This window comes from Bacillus sp. ok061 (genome assembly GCF_900108285.1).
Taxonomy (GTDB): domain Bacteria; phylum Bacillota; class Bacilli; order Bacillales; family Bacillaceae_G; genus Bacillus_A; species Bacillus_A thuringiensis_S.
Genome location: NZ_FNUW01000028.1, coordinates 15,049 through 31,964 on the forward strand (window position 1 = coordinate 15,049; position 16,916 = coordinate 31,964).

The following is a 16,916-nucleotide window of genomic DNA, read 5'->3' on the forward strand; positions in this document are numbered from 1 at the left end:
ATTCTCGTAATAGTGACGGTAATGATAAGCGATTATAGTAAGGGATTATAACCGTATTGTAATTGAATAAAATGACTGGGGGAAGAAAAATGAGAGTGAAAGAGCAATTGTTAACTTTGAGAGCATATGTACCTGGGAAAAATATTGAAGAAGTAAAAAGGGAATATGGGTTATCAAAAATTGTGAAATTAGCATCGAACGAAAATCCATTCGGTTGTTCAGCACGCGTAACAGAAGCATTAACTTCTTTAGCGAGTCAATACGCTCTTTATCCAGATGGATATGCATTTGAACTTCGGACAAAAGTAGCAGAGCAGTTAGGTGTCAAAGCAGAACAACTGTTATTTGGTAGTGGATTAGATGAAGTCATTCAAATGATTAGCCGTGCATTACTACACGAAGGAACAAATATTGTAATGGCGAATCCAACATTCTCGCAATACCATCACCATGCTGTTATTGAAGGAGCAGAAGTTCGTGAAGTACCACTAAAAGATGGCATTCATGATTTAGATGCGATGTTACAGCAAGTGGATGATAAAACGAAAATTGTATGGATTTGTAATCCGAATAATCCGACAGGTACATATGTTGAAAAACAAAAATTACTTTCATTTTTAGAATCAGTTCCTAAGTCGGCTCTCGTTATTATGGACGAAGCATATTATGAATACGCGGAAGCAGAAGACTATCCGCAAACATTACCACTTCTTGAAAAATATGAAAATCTTATGGTTTTACGCACGTTTTCAAAAGCATATGGTTTAGCTGCTTTTCGTATCGGATATGCGATTGGGGATGCGAAGTTAATCGGACAGCTAGAAGTAGCGAGGTTACCATTCAATACATCAACTGTAGCGCAATCTGTAGCACTCGCTGCATTAGAAGATCAAGCCTTTTTACAAGATTGTGTGCAAAAGAATGCTGAAGGTCTAAATCAGTATTATGCATTTTGTAAAGAATATAGCGTATTCTATTATCCATCTCAAACAAATTTCATTTTCTTAAAACTTGGTATACCAGGTAATGAAGCTTTCGAACGATTAATGAAAAAAGGATATATCGTTCGTTCAGGTGCTGCATTTGGTATCGATGATGGTATTCGTATTACTGTCGGTTTGAAAGAAGAAAATGATGAAATTATAGAGTTGCTGAAAGAGCTTGTAAATGAGAAAGTACAGAAAGAAGAAACATATTCTTAAGAGATTGTGAAGGCTCCTATTATAGGAGCCTTTTTTATCGTATTAAAAATAAAGGTTGAAGACTAGTAATTAAGTTGTTCTGTAAATCACGGTTTGTATGGCTTGATAATTAGTGAGAGAAGTTATTTGCACGGTCATAAAAGAAAGCGGTACAATAGAAGATGATAAGGTATCGGTGTCATATCCGAACCTTTTGAACAATTAACTACTCTGTAAGAAGAAGTATAAGAAGAAGTATAAGAAGAAGCATGCTCATTCTAAAGGTTGCGTTCTAACAGTGAGTTGCTTATGATAAATGAACAGAAGAGAATATTTTTTAGAATTAAAGGAGACGTTTATGCAAAAGTTTGAACAAGCTGTTTCATATATTGAAAATGGTGAAGCGGAAAAAGGATTACAATTATTAAAAGAACAATTAAAAATTGCGAATGATGAAGAGAAGTATGATATCGCTCGTTACTATCATACACTTGGATTTACAGATGAGGCATTAGCAATTACTGAAGACTTACGTTTACTATATCCGGAAGAAAGTGAATTCACTGTATTTTTAGCAGAATTATATATTGATCTAGATAAAGAAGATGAAGCGATTGAAGTGCTTCATGATATTCCAGAAAATGACGATTTATATGTTCAATCGTTATTACTTGTTGCAGATTTATTCCAAATGCAAGGTTTTGATGATGTAGCAGAGCAAAAACTATTAAAGGCGAAAGAAATGATGCCTGATGAACCTGTTATTACGTTTGGATTGGCAGAATTATATAGTAGTAAAGGTGAAGAACAAAAGGCAATTATTTATTATGAATCGCTATTAGCGGAACATAACGTAATGGGTGGTGTTGTGATCGCACTTCGTCTTGCAGAAACGTTAAGCGCGATCGGAAACTGGGAAGAGGCGATTTCTTATTATGAAGCAGGCCTAGAGGAACAAAAAGATATTCACTCATTATTTGGATATGCCTTCACATTATACCAAGGTGAAGAATATCAGAGAGCAATTGGTGCTTGGCAAGAACTAAAAGAATTAGACCCTGAGTACGCATCACTGTACATGTATTTAGCGAAAAGCTATGAAAAAGAAGGGATGCTTCAAGAAAGCTATGAAACGCTTCATGAAGGAATTAAAGTAGATGAGCTTTCAGTGCCGTTTTATGTAGAATTAGCGAACATTGCGGCGAAATTAGGAAAAGTAGTAGAAGCAGAGGAAGTTCTTCAAAAAGCGCTTGAGTTAGATCCAGGACATTTAGGAGCAACATTAAAATATGCGTATATCTTAAAAGAACAAGAAAAGTACGAAGAGTTAATTGCAATTGTAGAGCGTGCTATTGATAGTGGAGAACCAGATACGCAACTACTTTGGGATCTTGCGTATGCAAAAAAACAATTAGAAATGTATTCGGATGCATTAAAACACTATGAAAGTGCATATACTTCTTTTAAGAATCATCCAGACTTCTTAGAAGAGTACGGTTATTTCTTATTGGAAGAAGGAAAGCGAAAAGAGGCGAAAGAAGTATTTATCCAGTTATTACAACTAGACCCGACACAAATTCATATTGAAGAGTTGTTATATAATTTAGAGGATTTTTCATAAGTTGGAAGGAAACTGAATGCCGCTTCTTGAATCTAAAAAGAAAAGAGAAAGACAGAGGAGGGACTTAATTGCTATGAATACCCCTGTTTCTGTAAACGAGAAGAAGGATTTTGTAAAATGGTTTTTAAATAATTACCAACTGAAACAGCGTGAATGTGTATGGATTCTGAATTATTTAATGAGTCACGACCAATTAATGCATAAAGTCCACTTCGTAGAGCATGCAAAATATTGTCCGCGTGGCTTAGTGATGTCAGCGAATTGTGTGAAAGACACACCGTTTCACTTTTTTAAACAAAATGTTATGACAACAGATGCTGAAAAATCGTTTCATGATATTCGTTTAAATCGAGATGAGGATATTTATATTCAACTCAACTTTAAATCGTCGTTTCAAAATGCGAATTATGTAGCTGTATTAGAAGAAAACCCATATCTACCAAAGCATATTGAAGTAAATGAAAAAGATCGTTTACTTGCAGAAAGATTTTTGGAAGAAAGTGTATTTTCGTTTAGAAGAGAACGCCTTTTGAAACAAATTGATGAAGCGTTAGATAAGCAAGATAAGGAAGCGTTTCATAGATTAACGGCAGAGTTAAGGACTTTATAGAATTTATTTGGATTAATAATTTTTTACAAATTTCAGACTTTTATCAAGAAAAACTACCTATATTGGGTAGTTTTTCTTTTTTTACCTCTTTTAGTATGGTTTAATATATATAAAGTGAAAGTTCTGTCATTTGTAAATGAAGGGGGGAAGAAATTTGAAATGGATTGTAAAAGATGTGGAACAGTTTGAGCAAGCAAGAGAGTATGTTGATACCGGAGTAATACCGCTTTTATCAATTTCGGCAGCGAAAGAAATGAAAATGGTTGTAGAACAAGGTGAATTTATCGAATTGTTGAGTATGGAATTGGAAAGAGAGTATAAAGGAAGGGTGCTTTTACTGCCTGCGTTTACGTATTTAGTAGAAAGTCAAAAGAATGAAAAAGGTCGTTTGCAAGAATGGACAAATCATTTACGAAGCGAAGGTTTTAAGCATATTGCTTATGTTACAAGTGATTTTTCATGGAAAGAGGATATAAAAGAGTTACAGGGAGATTTATTTTGGTTTCCTTCATTAGCATTAGAACAATTTAGTGATCAAGCGAAAAGAGAAGTTATTCATGCACATATAAAAAATATAATGGTGATGTTGGAAGAGAAGTGGGGAAACTGATAATAAACAGAAAGTTCTTATTATTATGAGTAGTATGATATTGACCTGTGCATGAGCGTATTATATCATGATAGTGTCCTAGTTTTTATTTTTTATATAATTTATCACGAGGGGACAATTTCTGATAGAGGGGGGAAATTTTCGTGAGCGAGAAAGAACATCGCGTGTCAAGAAGACAATTTTTAAATTACACACTCACAGGGGTAGGAGGCTTTATGGCTGCCGGTATTTTAATGCCGATGACGCGATTTGCGCTTGATCCGGTGTTAAGAAAAGAAGCCGGAACAGATATGGTTGCTGTTGCGCAAGTAAAGGATATTACAACAGAGCCGAAGCGTTTCGATTTTAAAGTGAAGCAGGTTGATGGTTGGTACAAGTCTGAAGAACCAAAATCGGCTTGGGTTCATAAAGATGAAAGCGGAGACATTGTTGCGTTCTCTCCAGTATGTAAACATTTAGGATGTACAGTTAACTGGAATTCGGACAAAGCACATCCGAATCAATTCTTTTGCCCATGTCACGGGGGGCGTTATACAAAAGATGGGATGAACATTAAAGGTACGCCACCCCTTGCTCCGCTTGATGTGTACGAGTCTAAAGTGAAAGATGGAACGCTGTATCTAGGAAAAGCAAAGCCAAGAGGGGGTGCAAAGTAGATGTTAAATAAAATTTATGATTGGGTAGATGAAAGATTAGATATTACACCAATATGGCGTGATATCGCTGATCATGAAGTACCTGAACATGTAAACCCGGCACATCACTTTTCTGCATTCGTCTATTGCTTTGGAGGACTTACCTTTTTCGTTACTGTAATTCAAATTTTATCTGGAATGTTTTTGACGATGTATTATGTGCCTGATATTAAAAATGCTTGGGAATCAGTTTACTATTTACAAAATGAAGTTGCTTATGGGCAAATTGTTCGTGGTATGCACCACTGGGGTGCTAGTCTCGTAATTGTAATGATGTTTTTACATACACTCAGAGTTTTCTTCCAAGGTGCGTATAAAAAGCCCCGTGAGTTAAATTGGATTGTTGGTGTTCTTATTTTCTTTGTTATGTTAGGTCTTGGTTTTACCGGATATTTATTACCGTGGGATATGAAAGCTTTATTTGCTACAAAAGTAGGGATTCAAATTGCAGAGCAAACACCGCTCATTGGTCCTTATATTAAAACATTACTCGCTGGTCATTCCGAAATTGTTGGCGCTCAAACATTAACTCGCTTCTTTGCTATTCACGTCTTCTTCTTACCAGCAGCACTTCTAGGTTTAATGGCCTTCCACTTCATCATGATTCGCAAACAAGGTATTTCCGGTCCACTATAAGAGATTGCTAAATTAAAGGGGAAAGAACTAAAGGAGGGAGATTATGCATCGCGGCAAAGGGATGAAGTTTGTAGGAGATTCTCGGGTACCAGTAGCTCGGAAACCAAATATTCCAAAAGACTATTCTGAATACCCAGGGAAAACAGAAGCATTTTGGCCGAACTTCTTGTTAAAAGAATGGATGGTTGGTGCAGTTTTTTTAATCGGTTATTTATGTTTAACAGTGGCGCATCCGTCGCCACTTGAGAGAATGGCGGATCCAACAGATGCTGGATATATACCACTTCCAGATTGGTATTTCTTATTCTTGTATCAGTTATTAAAGTATTCTTATGCTTCCGGTTCATTTACTGTAATTGGAGCGTTTATTATGCCAGGGATTGCGTTTGGTGCATTACTGTTAGCTCCATTTCTTGATCGAGGTCCAGAAAGACGTCCATTGAAGCGTCCTGTAGCAACTGGATTTATGCTTTTAGCAATTGCATCGATTATCTTTTTAACTTGGGAATCTGTAGCACATCACGACTGGGAAGCTGCAAAGAAACAAGGAGCAATTGTAAAAACAGCGCCAGTTGATAAAAATGATGATGGCTATAAATTAATGCAAAAAAATACTTGTTTAACATGTCATGGTGACAACTTACAGGGCGGGGCGGCAGCACCAGCACTGCAAAACTTAACTTTAAAGCCAGAAGAAATTGCTAAAATTGCGAAAGATGGAAAAGGTTCAATGCCTAAAGGTGTATTTAAAGGTACGGATGAGGAACTGAAGAAGCTTTCGGAATTCGTTGCAAAGTATAATAAAAAATAATAAAAAGCTGACTACAAAATTTGTAGTCAGCTTTTCTATTTAGTTGGATGAAGTTTGTTATAATAGAGTAGGATTTAGTGAATGAATTACTTATCTTGAAAGGTGTTGGACATACAGATTGGTGTACTTGTATGCAATGTTAAGACAACGATCGGTATTATTATTTTTATTAATTGTTAACATATTAGGTACAATTTACGGATTTATATGGTACGGAAATCAATTGAAAGAAACGTCACCTATATTTTGGCCGTTTGTACCAGATAGTCCTATGGCGAGTCTCTTTTTTGTCTTTGTTTTAATTGCTTTTTGGACAAAGAGAAACTGGGGATTAGTAGAAGCGTTAGCGATTGTTACTTTAATAAAATATGGTATTTGGGCTGTTGTTGTAAACGCGATTATGATTTACGTAAAAGGTCCTATTGGCCTTATGGGCTACATGTTAATGCTTTCGCACTTTGCGATGGCGGTGCAAGGTGTTTTATATGCTCCATTTTACCGTATAAAAAAATGGCATTTTATAGTAGCGGGTGTGTGGACGTTGCATAACGATGCAATTGATTATTTATTTTGGCAAATGCCGCGATATGGAATTATGCATTTGTTTGTAGAGGAAATTGGTTATTTTACGTTTTGGTTAAGTATTGCTGTACTATGTATTACATATTATTGTTGCTTACGTGAGCACAGGAAACAATTTTCTTTATGACGGTTAGAACATTTAGGGGGAGAACATGGAGAAAAATAAGAGTGGTACAAAAATATTGGATCGATTGATTACTTTAATTGTTTCATATAGCATAGCATTTTCTATTTTTGCACTTGCAACAACGGCAGTTGTGTATGGAAAATGGCTGTATTATTTTGAAATTGATTTTTTAAATATTCCTGATTTAGCGGATATGACGAAGGATGAAATTAAAAGAAATTACGATGTGCTTATTACATATTTATCCCCGTTTTATGACGGAGCATTACATTTGCCAACATTAGATATGTCTACAAATGGCCGTATTCATTTTGTAGATGTTAAAAATATTTTAGTAAAGATTCAATATGTGATGTATGCGACAATTATGATTGCAGTGATAGGCGGAATTTATTTATTAAAAAAGAAAAATGAAAAGTTTTTACTGCACGGATCGATTTTAACAATCATTTTTCCAATAGCGCTTATGTTACCAATCGCTATTAATTTTGAAAAGAGCTTTGTATTATTCCATAAGCTTTTATTCAGTAATGATTATTGGATGTTTGATATTGAAACGGATCCAGTTATATTAATGCTACCAGAGGAGTTCTTTATGCATGCTGCGTGTGCTATTTTATTATTCATTTTAGGTGGTAGTATACTTTGTTACAGCTTATATAGGTATTTCGTAAAAAAGAAAAGGATGTCAAAGAAAAAATTCTCTGCTTAAAGAGAATTTTTTTCTTTGTAAAACGATAATATATTTTTCGGTCCAGTTCTGTTCTATTCTTGTCCAAATTAACATATTTTGTACTAGTAGTTATAGGGGGGACCGGGATGAAGAGAACATTAATTGGATTGATAGCATTTCTAATTATAATGTTTCCGTTGCGTATATATGCTGAAGAATGGAATGAGCTAACAGGGTTGTTAGACGACTCGTTACAGTTAGTAAAGCGTAATGAAGATGAAAAAGCAGTGCAAGTATTACAACTTTTCTCGGAGCAATTTTTAATCAAGGGGAATGAAAAGAAGCAGGAAGTAACACCAGATCAAGTTAGAGTTATTTCTTTAGCTTACGACAAGGCACAGCAATCGCTCTCTGAAGAAGGTTTAGGTAAGCAAGTTAAAATTGATAATGTGTTGGCATTACAACTTGCTGTTGATGCGCAAGTATCGAAATATCAACCGCTTTGGATGGAAAGAGAAAGAAAAGTAATGGATGCCTTTTCTCAAATGGAAAAAGCGATGGAAAAAGAAGATGTTGGGCAGTTTCAACAAACGTTAAATACATTTTTAAATGAATTCAATATTATTTATCCAAGCTTAATGATTGCTTTGCCAGAAAACGAGGTACAGCGTGTAAATGCTCATTTATCTTATTTGGATGAATTTCGTAACGTTATGTTAAAAACGAAAGGCGGCCAAATGCAATTAGGGATTATTAAAGGGGATTTGCAAAAGATATTTCAAACAGTAAAAAAGGATGAAATTGCACCCTCTCTCATTTGGTTTATGACAATTACTGGGGGACTTATTTTATTCACATTAACTTATGTTGGATGGAGAAAATATAAAGGAGAGAGAGAAAAAAGAAAAAGTAATGTACATTCTAAAAATAGATAATGTAATAAGTAAAGATATGGATTGTAAGGTTTATTCATTGACAATAGTGGCAGAAGAAAATAGAATGAGAAGTACTATAATTAAAACTTCAATGGAGGTTCATGATGTTTTATTTAATTTACTTCGCGATCATAATGATCATACCGTTGTATGCACAGTCAAGAGTACGTAGTGCCTATAGCAAGTATTCACAAGTTTATTCAACATCAGGTATGACAGGAGCGGAAGTGGCTCGAAAAATTTTAGATGAAAATGGATTATACAACGTAGCTGTAGAAGAAACACCAGGTCATTTATCAGACCATTATGATCCAACCGCTAAGACGGTTCGATTATCCACAGATAACTATTATGGACATTCAGTTGCTGGTACGGCAGTTGCAGCACATGAAGTAGGACACGCAATTCAAGATGCGCAAGATTATAACTTTATGCGTATTCGTCATTCGTTAGTTCCTGTGGCGAATTTTGGATCGAATATATCATGGGTATTTATTATGATTGGTATATTTGCGACAATGTCGAAACTATTGTTATTAGGAATTATTTTAATGGCTGCAGGTGTTGTGTTTCAACTTGTTACATTACCAGTTGAGTTCGATGCTTCAAAGCGTGCAATGCAACAAATTGAAGCGTTAGGTATCGTATCAACAGATGAATATGGCCAAGCTCGTAAAGTATTAAATGCAGCAGCATTAACATATGTAGCAGCTGCAGCTGTAGCGGTATTTGAATTATTACGTCTCGTATTAATGTATACTGGTATGCAGCGTAGCGACGACTAAAGACTATCAATTTTGATAGTCTTTTTTTGTTGTGTGGCTTGAATTATATAATGTATTGCAAATAGAAATAATAGAAGTAATGCGGAAAGGCGGTGGGGGAAATGAAATATCCAGACCATTTAGTAAAACAAGTGAAAGAGCGTAGTGCTCCTTATCAACTAGAAGGTTTTTTAAGTGGACAAGGCCCTGAAAATCCCAAATTTATGTTGTTAGGAGAAGCGCCTGGTGAAACAGAAATTCATAATGGGATTCCGTTTAGCGGGAGGGCGGGAAAACAATTAATGGGTTTTTTAGAGCGTATTCACGTTACAAGGGAAGAAGTATATATTACGAGCGCTGTTCGGAGTAGACCTTATAAATGGCGAGAGAAAAAAGAACGAAATGGTGAAATCATACAAAAAAAGTATAATAGAACGCCAAATCAAGGAGAAATAGTTGCCCATGCGCCTTTATTAGATTATGAATTAGAGAAAATAAATCCGAAGCTTATCGTCACGCTTGGAAATATCGGTCTTCAACGTTTAATAGGAAAAAATAAAAAAATCACAGATGTACATGGGCAATTATTAAAACAGCCCATTCAAAAATTAAAGGATATGCAAAGTGCAGAGTTTATATGGTCAGAGAATGAATATCATGTTTTTCCAACTTTTCATCCAGCTTCCATTTTTTATAATCGGAGTTTATTGGAGCTTATTTATGAGGATTTGGAGAAGCTTAAAAGACTTGTAATAAAAAACTAGAAAAGCTAAGGTGCTTTTCTAGTTACATTTAATTATGTAAAGGGTTTTTATTTTCATCTAGCGTAAAACCTTCACCAACTACATCATGTACATCACTTACAGCAACAAAGGCATGAGGATCTACAGACGTAATAATATTTTTTAATTTCACGATTTCATTTTTAGCAACAACGCAATACAGTACGTTACGTTCCACTTTTGTATACGATCCAACAGCCTTTAAAAAGGTTGCTCCGCGCTCCATTTCAGATAAAATTTTGGCAGCGATTTCATCATTTTTCTCTGAGATAATAGTCGCTCCTTTAGCGGCATAGGCTCCTTCTTGCATAAAATCAATGACTTTAGCCCCGATAAAAACAGCAACTAACGTATACATACCCTCACGGTATGATAAATAGGTAAGAATAGAGACGACGATAACGACAGCATCGAACATAAACATTGTTTTACCCATACTCCAGCCAACATATTTATGAGCGAGCCTCGCGATAATATCTACACCGCCAGTAGTCCCGCCATATTTAAATATTATGCCAAGACCGATACCGATAAATGCCCCGGCGAATAAAGCTGCGAGTGTCATATCATTTTGTAAGTTTAAATGTAAGTTAAGAACGTCATAACGTTGAAAAATCCATAGAAATAAAGATACGCTGAATGTGCCGATTAGTGTATAGATAAATGTCGTTCTTCCAAGTAACTTCCAACCAATAAAAAAAATAGGGATATTTAAAATTAAGTTTGAATAAGAAGGATCAAACTTAAATAGAAAATACAATAATAGTGTAATACCAGTAAATCCACCTTCTGCAAGGTGATTTTCAATATTGATATTCACAATACCGAAAGAAAAAATAGCGGAACCGATTAAAATAAAAATAATATTTCGCATCTTCAATTTTGATGTCATATAGAAATCCCCCTAATTATGTAATGATTGCATTGCTCCGCTGAAACAGTAAAACATAATAATAAGTAATTTCTAGTTGCAACCCGATTGGTTCGGGCTAATCTTTTGCAAAAATCGCAAAAGAAGTTTCACTTTACCCCGTACCAACGGCTGGTAGGAGATAAAGTTCTGAAGAAAGGCAAACCAGCCGTAGGAACCCGATTGGTTCAACTAATCTTTTGCAAAAATCGCAAAAGAAGTTTCACTTTATTATAGTCTATCCAAAAAAGGGTCGCAAATAGGTGTTTGGTGGGGAATAATATTTGTCAAATCGCGATGAATTGGCTAACATGAAAGAGGAAGGATTAGAGGTGAATAGTATGGAAGCAAAAACGATGAAAGATATGCAGAAAGAAGTAGATGCATATATTGGTCAGTTTAAAGAAGGTTATTTCAGTCCGCTTGCAATGATGGCTCGTTTAACGGAAGAAATGGGAGAGCTTGCAAGAGAGGTAAATCATTATTATGGTGAGAAACCGAAGAAAACAACTGAAAAAGAAAATAGTATTGAAGAAGAGCTTGGAGATGTATTATTTGTTATGATTTGTATGGCAAATAGTTTAAATATTGATTTAGAGACAGCACATAACATTGTAATGAACAAATTTAATACACGTGATAAAGATCGCTGGACACGTATTGATGAGGGAGAGAAAGAATAATGAAAGAAATTAAAGTAATTATCGCCGGACCAAGAGGACGTATGGGACATGAAGCAGTCCTTCTTATGGAAAGAACGGAACATTTAAATTTAGTAGCAGCAGTGGATTATAAGCATGGTGGTGAGAAGATTTCTGATTTACCTGGCATGCCAGCATTACATGCACCGATTTACGCTGATTTACATACTTGTTTAGATGAAGTAGAAGCAGATGTGTTGTTAGATTTAACAACACCAGAAGTTGGGAAACAACACGTTACACTTGCAGTTGAGCGTGGACTTCGTTCTGTTATTGGTACAACTGGATTTACAGAAGAAGAATTGGCACGTTTAACAGAGAATGCAAAAGAAAAAGCAGTAGGAACAATTATTGCTCCAAACTTTGCAATTGGTGCAGTTCTTATGATGAAATTCTCACAAATGGCAGCGAAATATTTCCAAGATGTTGAGGTAATTGAATTACATCATGATCAAAAATTAGACGCACCATCTGGTACAGCTGTAAAAACGGTAGAATTAATTCGTCAAAATCGTGAATCAAAGCAGCAAGGTCATCCAAATGAAGTAGAGCAACTAGCAGGTGCACGTGGTGCAAATGTAGACGGTATTCACATTCATAGTGTACGTTTGCCAGGGCTTATTGCACACCAAGAAGTAATGTTCGGTGGAGATGGACAAATGTTAACAGTTCGTCATGATTCATTCAATCGTGCATCATTTATGTCAGGTGTAAAACTATCAATTGAGACAGTAATGAACCTTGATCATCTTGTGTACGGTTTAGAAAATATTATCGACTAAAGGGGAGACAACGGATGAAAATTGCCTTAATCGCACATGACAAAAAGAAAAATGATATGGTTTCGTTTGCATACGCATATAAACCAATTTTTGAGCAACATGAATTATTTGCAACAGGAACGACAGGGCTTCGCATTATGGAAGAGACTGGATTAGTTGTAACAAGATATCAATCTGGCCCTCTTGGTGGAGATCAAGAAATTGGTGCAATGATTGCAAAAAACGATTTAGATATGGTGATTTTCTTCCGCGATCCATTAACAGCACAGCCGCATGAACCGGATGTGAATGCATTGCTTCGTTTATGTGATGTATATGCGATTCCACTTGCAACGAATATGGCAAGTGCTGAAATGTTAATGCACGCATTAGAGCGAGGAGATTTAGATTATCGTAAGTTAAGAAAATGAGGGGAACAATTATGAGTGGATTACATATATTAGCGTTTGGTGCTCATGCCGATGATGTTGAAATCGGCATGGCTGGTACCATCGCTAAATATACAAAGCAAGGGTATGAAGTAGGTATTTGTGATTTAACAGAAGCTGATCTTTCTTCAAATGGAACGATAGAGTTGAGAAAAGAAGAAGCAAAGGTTGCAGCTCGTATAATGGGAGTAAAAACGAGACTGAATTTAGCGATGCCAGACCGTGGTTTGTATATGAAAGAAGAGTATATACGTGAAATTGTCAAGGTGATCCGTACATATAAACCAAAACTAGTTTTTGCACCGTACTATGAAGATCGCCATCCAGATCATGCAAATTGTGCAAAGCTTGTGGAAGAGGCTATTTTTTCAGCAGGAATCCGTAAATATATGCCGGAACTTGCACCACATCGTGTGGAGTCTTTTTATAATTATATGATTAATGGTTTTCATAAACCGAATTTTTGTATAGATATAAGTGAGCACCTCTCTATAAAGGTGGAAGCATTAGAATCGTATGAAAGTCAGTTTTCAACAGGGAGTGATGGGGTTAAGACACCGTTAACAGAAGGATACGTTGAAACGGTGATCGCTCGTGAGAAGATGTTTGGAAAAGAAGTTGGAGTCTTGTATGCCGAGGGATTTATGAGTAAGAAACCGGTTTTATTACATGCTGATTTATTAGGGGGATGTAAATGAAATTAAAAATAGGTATTACATGTTATCCTTCTGTAGGTGGTTCTGGAGTTGTTGGAACAGAATTAGGAAAGCAATTGGCGGAACGCGGGCATGAAATTCACTTTATTACATCGGGTTTACCATTCCGGTTAAATAAAGTATATCCAAACATTTATTTTCATGAAGTGACGGTAAACCAATACTCTGTATTTCAATATCCACCATACGATTTAGCGTTAGCAAGTAAAATGGCAGAGGTTGCACAAAGAGAAAATCTAGACATTTTACATGTGCATTATGCAATACCACATGCGATTTGTGCATATTTAGCAAAACAAATGATCGGGGAGCGTATTAAAATTGTTACAACCTTGCATGGAACAGATATTACTGTGTTAGGTTCCGACCCTTCGTTAAATAATTTAATTCGTTTTGGTATTGAGCAATCGGATGTTGTAACTGCTGTCTCGCATTCATTAATTAACGAAACGCATGAGCTTGTAAAACCAAGTAAAGAAATTCAAACGGTATATAACTTTATAGACGAACGTGTATATTTCAAGCGTAATATGTCTCAATTAAAGAAAGAATACGGTATAAGTGAGAGTGAAAAAGTACTTATTCATATTTCGAATTTCCGTAAAGTGAAACGTGTGCAGGATGTTGTTCAGGCATTTGCTAAAATTGTTAAAGAAGTAGATGCGAAGTTGCTTCTTGTTGGAGACGGACCAGAATTCTGTACGATTTTACAGATAGTGAAGAATTTACATATTGAAGATCGCGTTTTATTCCTAGGCAAGCAAGATAATGTTGCAGAACTACTTGCGATGAGTGATTTAATGTTGCTTCTATCAGAGAAGGAAAGTTTTGGTCTTGTTTTATTAGAAGCAATGGCGTGTGGTGTACCTTGTATCGGAACACGGGTCGGAGGTATTCCAGAGGTTATTCAACACGGGGAAACAGGATATTTATGTGAAGTTGGCGATACAACAGGAGTGGCAAATCAAGCTACTCAGCTATTAAAGGACGAGGAACTTCATCGTAATATGGGAGAACGAGCAAGAGAAAGTGTTTATGAGCAATTTCGCTCAGAAAAAATTGTTTCACAATATGAAACGATTTACTATGACGTACTAAGGGATGACAAAAATGGAAAGATTTAAAAAAGCTAGTTCTATTATTGAGACATTAAAGCAACAAGGACATGAGGCTTACTTTGTTGGTGGGAGCGTACGAGATCTTATTATCGATAGGCCGATTGGAGATATTGATATTGCGACATCTGCTTTACCAGAAGAAGTGATGGCTATATTCCCAAGAAATGTTCCTGTTGGTCTTGAGCATGGAACTGTAATTGTTTTAGAAAATGGTGAGCCTTATGAGGTAACTACTTTTCGAACAGAAAGCGAATATGAAGATTTTCGAAGACCTAGTAGTGTTCAATTTGTTCGTTCATTAGAAGAGGATTTAAAACGTCGTGATTTCACGATGAATGCAATTGCTATGACAGAAGAAGGCGAAATGGTTGATTTATTTGCTGGACAGGAAGCCATTCAAAAGAGAGAAATCGTGACAGTTGGAAATGCTGCAGATCGTTTTCAAGAAGATGCCCTGCGAATGATGCGTGGTATTCGGTTTGTAAGCACGTTAGGTTTTTCATTAGAAACGAAAACGAAGCAAGCAATTGAAACGTATGGGCATTTGCTAGAACATATAGCAATTGAGCGCATTACAGTAGAGTTTGAGAAACTGTTAACTGGTACATATTGTGTGAAAGGTCTCAAAGAATTAGTAGAGACGAAGCTATTTTCTCATTTGCCATATTTACAAATGTCAGAAGAAAGACTGTTAACAGCTACGCGGTATAAATGGGATTCTTTCGAAACGGATATTGAGGCGTGGGCATTTTTCTTATATTGTATCGGAGAAGAACATCCATCTGTCTTTTTACGTCAATGGAAGTTTTCGAATAAAAAAATAAAAGATATTGTTGCAGTTTTATTGGCAATCCGTACTAGAAAGGAGAAGGGTTGGGATACAGTCCTTCTTTATAAAACGGGAATTCATATCGCTGAAATGGCAGAGAGAGTATATGAAGCGATGATTGAAAGCTATGACCCTACATCTGTTAAACGAGTACAATCAATGTTTCATGTATTGCCAATCCAGGGTCGTCAAGAAATGAATGTGACTGGTAATGATTTATTAAACTGGGCAAACAAAAAGCCTGGTCCGTGGGTTGCTGAAATGCTTCAGAAAATCGAGGAAGCAATCGTACAAGGAAACGTAGTTAATGAGAAAGAGCGTATAAGGGAGTGGCTGCAAGGATGCAATCTACTATAAGAAAGCAGTTATTACAAGTTTTTTCTGAAGCGGATGGCGAGTTTGTATCCGGCCAAACGATTAGTGATAAACTTGGTTGTTCAAGAACTGCTGTGTGGAAACATATGGAAGATCTCCGGAGTGAGGGATATGAACTTGAAGCTGTGCGTCGATTAGGTTACCGAATTGCAAGTAAGCCAGACAAAGTGACTGCTAATGAAATTCAGTTAGGGCTACAAACGAAGCGAATTGGTAGAACAGTGTATTTTGAAGAAACTGTTGAATCAACGCAGCACATTGCAGCAAAACTGGCTTATGAAGGTGCAGAAGAAGGAACTATCGTTGTAGCAGAAGAACAAACAGCGGGAAGAGGTCGTTTAAGCAGAAAATGGCATTCACCAAAAGGAACAGGAATTTGGATGAGTATTATTTTACGCCCATCGATTCCAGTTCATCATGCACCGCAACTTACTTTGTTAGCGGCTGTTAGTGTTGCACAGGCAATTGAAAAATGTACAGGTGTAGGCGTGGGAATAAAATGGCCAAATGATATTTTAATTCAAGGTAAAAAGGCTGTAGGTATATTAACAGAAATGCAAGCGGATCCTGATAAAATTAATGCTGTCATTATGGGCATCGGTATTAATGCGAATCAAAAGCAAGAACATTTTGATGAAGAAATTCAGCACATTGCTACTTCATTAGCGATTGAATCAGGTAAGCCGATTGTTCGTGCAGAACTTATGCAACAAATCTATTTACAACTAGAAAAATTATATGAAGAGTATTTACAAAATGGTTTCTCTGTCATTAAAATTCTTTGGGAAAGTTACGCTGTGAGCATCGGGAAAGAAATTACCGCTCGAACGATGAGAGAGACGATTACGGGGTTAGCAAAAGGAATCACAGAGGATGGTGTATTACTTCTGGAGGATCATGAGGGGAAAGTACATCATATTCATTCTGCAGATATCGAAATTAAGTAAAAGAAGTTCCTCTTTTGGAACTTCTTTTTATTTCAATATTTTTGAGTTGAATTTGTAACATGATAATAAATTCTTTTAATAGT

Annotated in this window: 20 protein-coding genes; 19 read left to right on the forward strand and 1 reads right to left on the reverse strand. The window is 36.0% G+C overall.

Going from position 1 to position 16,916, the window contains the following annotated elements; translation table 11 throughout:
• Positions 1-89 precede the first annotated feature (89 nt).
• The 12 genes from hisC (at position 90) to C4S65_RS26670 (ending at position 10,009) form a co-directional block, all read left to right on the forward strand.
• Entirely contained in the window at positions 90-1,202 is a 1,113-nt protein-coding gene (gene hisC / locus C4S65_RS26615; protein WP_086405875.1) for a histidinol-phosphate transaminase, read from the forward strand.
• A gap of 337 nt (positions 1,203-1,539) precedes the next feature.
• Positions 1,540-2,802: a tetratricopeptide repeat protein gene (locus C4S65_RS26620; protein ID WP_001168666.1), complete on the forward strand. Its 1,263-nt coding sequence runs from the start codon at positions 1,540-1,542 to the stop codon at positions 2,800-2,802.
• A gap of 73 nt (positions 2,803-2,875) precedes the next feature.
• A complete protein-coding gene (locus C4S65_RS26625) occupies positions 2,876-3,412 on the forward strand; it encodes a ReoY family proteolytic degradation factor (protein WP_001095926.1) in 537 nt (178 codons plus the stop codon).
• A gap of 136 nt (positions 3,413-3,548) precedes the next feature.
• On the forward strand, positions 3,549-4,022 hold the full coding sequence (locus C4S65_RS26630; RefSeq protein WP_003306633.1) for a YpiF family protein: 474 nt from the start codon (positions 3,549-3,551) through the stop codon (positions 4,020-4,022).
• Positions 4,023-4,165: 143 nt separating this feature from the next.
• Positions 4,166-4,678 carry a menaquinol-cytochrome c reductase iron-sulfur subunit gene (gene qcrA, locus C4S65_RS26635; RefSeq protein ID WP_001290420.1) on the forward strand — a complete coding sequence of 171 codons (513 nt, stop codon included), beginning with the start codon at positions 4,166-4,168 and terminating at the stop codon, positions 4,676-4,678.
• On the forward strand, positions 4,679-5,353 hold the full coding sequence (gene qcrB, locus C4S65_RS26640) for a menaquinol-cytochrome c reductase cytochrome b subunit (protein WP_000932700.1): 675 nt from the start codon (positions 4,679-4,681) through the stop codon (positions 5,351-5,353).
• Positions 5,354-5,396: 43 nt separating this feature from the next.
• Entirely contained in the window at positions 5,397-6,164 is a 768-nt protein-coding gene (qcrC, locus tag C4S65_RS26645) for a menaquinol-cytochrome c reductase cytochrome b/c subunit (RefSeq protein ID WP_000554601.1), read from the forward strand.
• A 118-nt stretch (positions 6,165-6,282) separates the two neighbouring features.
• Positions 6,283-6,873 carry a DUF1405 domain-containing protein gene (locus C4S65_RS26650; protein WP_116365365.1) on the forward strand — a complete coding sequence of 197 codons (591 nt, stop codon included), beginning with the start codon at positions 6,283-6,285 and terminating at the stop codon, positions 6,871-6,873.
• A gap of 25 nt (positions 6,874-6,898) precedes the next feature.
• Positions 6,899-7,585, forward strand: a complete 687-nt coding sequence (locus C4S65_RS26655) for a TIGR01906 family membrane protein (protein ID WP_000414366.1) — start codon at positions 6,899-6,901, stop codon at positions 7,583-7,585.
• Positions 7,586-7,692: 107 nt separating this feature from the next.
• Positions 7,693-8,481 (forward strand): sporulation protein YpjB, encoded by a 789-nt coding sequence (gene ypjB, locus C4S65_RS26660; protein WP_000831588.1) that lies wholly within the window; start codon positions 7,693-7,695, stop codon positions 8,479-8,481.
• Positions 8,482-8,582: 101 nt separating this feature from the next.
• On the forward strand, positions 8,583-9,266 hold the full coding sequence (locus tag C4S65_RS26665; protein ID WP_011109966.1) for a zinc metallopeptidase: 684 nt from the start codon (positions 8,583-8,585) through the stop codon (positions 9,264-9,266).
• Between the two features lie 101 nt (positions 9,267-9,367).
• A complete protein-coding gene (locus C4S65_RS26670) occupies positions 9,368-10,009 on the forward strand; it encodes a uracil-DNA glycosylase (protein ID WP_000876852.1) in 642 nt (213 codons plus the stop codon).
• A 28-nt stretch (positions 10,010-10,037) separates the two neighbouring features.
• Here C4S65_RS26670 and C4S65_RS26675 read toward each other — a convergent pair whose 3' ends face one another.
• Positions 10,038-10,919 (reverse strand): YitT family protein, encoded by an 882-nt coding sequence (locus C4S65_RS26675; RefSeq protein ID WP_000202118.1) that lies wholly within the window; start codon positions 10,917-10,919, stop codon positions 10,038-10,040.
• A gap of 359 nt (positions 10,920-11,278) precedes the next feature.
• Between C4S65_RS26675 and C4S65_RS26685 the strand changes: the two genes are divergently transcribed.
• From C4S65_RS26685 to C4S65_RS26715, 7 genes are read left to right on the forward strand one after another with little or no spacing between them, the layout of a single operon-like run.
• Positions 11,279-11,620, forward strand: a complete 342-nt coding sequence (locus tag C4S65_RS26685) for a nucleotide pyrophosphohydrolase (RefSeq protein ID WP_014894810.1) — start codon at positions 11,279-11,281, stop codon at positions 11,618-11,620.
• The gene (gene dapB / locus C4S65_RS26690) at positions 11,620-12,420 is read left to right on the forward strand and encodes a dihydrodipicolinate reductase (RefSeq protein WP_000658818.1); all 801 of its coding nucleotides are present in this window, start codon (positions 11,620-11,622) and stop codon (positions 12,418-12,420) included. The genes C4S65_RS26685 and dapB overlap by 1 nt, the downstream gene beginning before the upstream one ends.
• A gap of 14 nt (positions 12,421-12,434) precedes the next feature.
• Entirely contained in the window at positions 12,435-12,830 is a 396-nt protein-coding gene (gene mgsA / locus C4S65_RS26695) for a methylglyoxal synthase (RefSeq protein ID WP_000684768.1), read from the forward strand.
• Between the two features lie 11 nt (positions 12,831-12,841).
• A complete protein-coding gene (gene bshB1, locus C4S65_RS26700; RefSeq protein WP_000015671.1) occupies positions 12,842-13,546 on the forward strand; it encodes a bacillithiol biosynthesis deacetylase BshB1 in 705 nt (234 codons plus the stop codon).
• Positions 13,543-14,688 carry an N-acetyl-alpha-D-glucosaminyl L-malate synthase BshA gene (gene bshA, locus C4S65_RS26705; RefSeq protein ID WP_000768306.1) on the forward strand — a complete coding sequence of 382 codons (1,146 nt, stop codon included), beginning with the start codon at positions 13,543-13,545 and terminating at the stop codon, positions 14,686-14,688. Before bshB1 ends, bshA begins: the two co-directional genes overlap by 4 nt.
• Positions 14,675-15,868, forward strand: coding sequence for a CCA tRNA nucleotidyltransferase (locus C4S65_RS26710; RefSeq protein ID WP_086405877.1), 1,194 nt, complete (start codon positions 14,675-14,677; stop codon positions 15,866-15,868). Before bshA ends, C4S65_RS26710 begins: the two co-directional genes overlap by 14 nt.
• Positions 15,853-16,833 carry a biotin--[acetyl-CoA-carboxylase] ligase gene (locus C4S65_RS26715; protein ID WP_001192058.1) on the forward strand — a complete coding sequence of 327 codons (981 nt, stop codon included), beginning with the start codon at positions 15,853-15,855 and terminating at the stop codon, positions 16,831-16,833. The genes C4S65_RS26710 and C4S65_RS26715 overlap by 16 nt, the downstream gene beginning before the upstream one ends.
• Positions 16,834-16,916 lie beyond the last annotated feature (83 nt).

Excerpts from the sequence above, each read along its gene's own strand:
- hisC (WP_086405875.1), top strand. The coding sequence starts at position 90 with ATGAGAGTGAAAGAGCAATTGTTAACTTTGAGAGCATATGTACCTGGG.
- C4S65_RS26715 (WP_001192058.1), top strand. The coding sequence starts at position 15,853 with ATGCAATCTACTATAAGAAAGCAGTTATTACAAGTTTTTTCTGAAGCG.
- C4S65_RS26620 (WP_001168666.1), top strand. The coding sequence starts at position 1,540 with ATGCAAAAGTTTGAACAAGCTGTTTCATATATTGAAAATGGTGAAGCG.
- bshB1 (WP_000015671.1), top strand. The coding sequence starts at position 12,842 with ATGAGTGGATTACATATATTAGCGTTTGGTGCTCATGCCGATGATGTT.
- C4S65_RS26630 (WP_003306633.1), top strand. The coding sequence starts at position 3,549 with ATGAAGGGGGGAAGAAATTTGAAATGGATTGTAAAAGATGTGGAACAG.
- C4S65_RS26710 (WP_086405877.1), top strand. The coding sequence starts at position 14,675 with ATGGAAAGATTTAAAAAAGCTAGTTCTATTATTGAGACATTAAAGCAA.
- bshA (WP_000768306.1), top strand. The coding sequence starts at position 13,543 with ATGAAATTAAAAATAGGTATTACATGTTATCCTTCTGTAGGTGGTTCT.
- C4S65_RS26670 (WP_000876852.1), top strand. The coding sequence starts at position 9,368 with ATGAAATATCCAGACCATTTAGTAAAACAAGTGAAAGAGCGTAGTGCT.
- ypjB (WP_000831588.1), top strand. The coding sequence starts at position 7,693 with ATGAAGAGAACATTAATTGGATTGATAGCATTTCTAATTATAATGTTT.
- mgsA (WP_000684768.1), top strand. The coding sequence starts at position 12,435 with ATGAAAATTGCCTTAATCGCACATGACAAAAAGAAAAATGATATGGTT.
- C4S65_RS26625 (WP_001095926.1), top strand. The coding sequence starts at position 2,876 with ATGAATACCCCTGTTTCTGTAAACGAGAAGAAGGATTTTGTAAAATGG.
- C4S65_RS26665 (WP_011109966.1), top strand. The coding sequence starts at position 8,583 with ATGATGTTTTATTTAATTTACTTCGCGATCATAATGATCATACCGTTG.
- dapB (WP_000658818.1), top strand. The coding sequence starts at position 11,620 with ATGAAAGAAATTAAAGTAATTATCGCCGGACCAAGAGGACGTATGGGA.
- C4S65_RS26675 (WP_000202118.1), bottom strand. The coding sequence starts at position 10,919 with ATGACATCAAAATTGAAGATGCGAAATATTATTTTTATTTTAATCGGT.
- C4S65_RS26655 (WP_000414366.1), top strand. The coding sequence starts at position 6,899 with ATGGAGAAAAATAAGAGTGGTACAAAAATATTGGATCGATTGATTACT.
- qcrB (WP_000932700.1), top strand. The coding sequence starts at position 4,679 with ATGTTAAATAAAATTTATGATTGGGTAGATGAAAGATTAGATATTACA.
- qcrC (WP_000554601.1), top strand. The coding sequence starts at position 5,397 with ATGCATCGCGGCAAAGGGATGAAGTTTGTAGGAGATTCTCGGGTACCA.
- C4S65_RS26685 (WP_014894810.1), top strand. The coding sequence starts at position 11,279 with ATGGAAGCAAAAACGATGAAAGATATGCAGAAAGAAGTAGATGCATAT.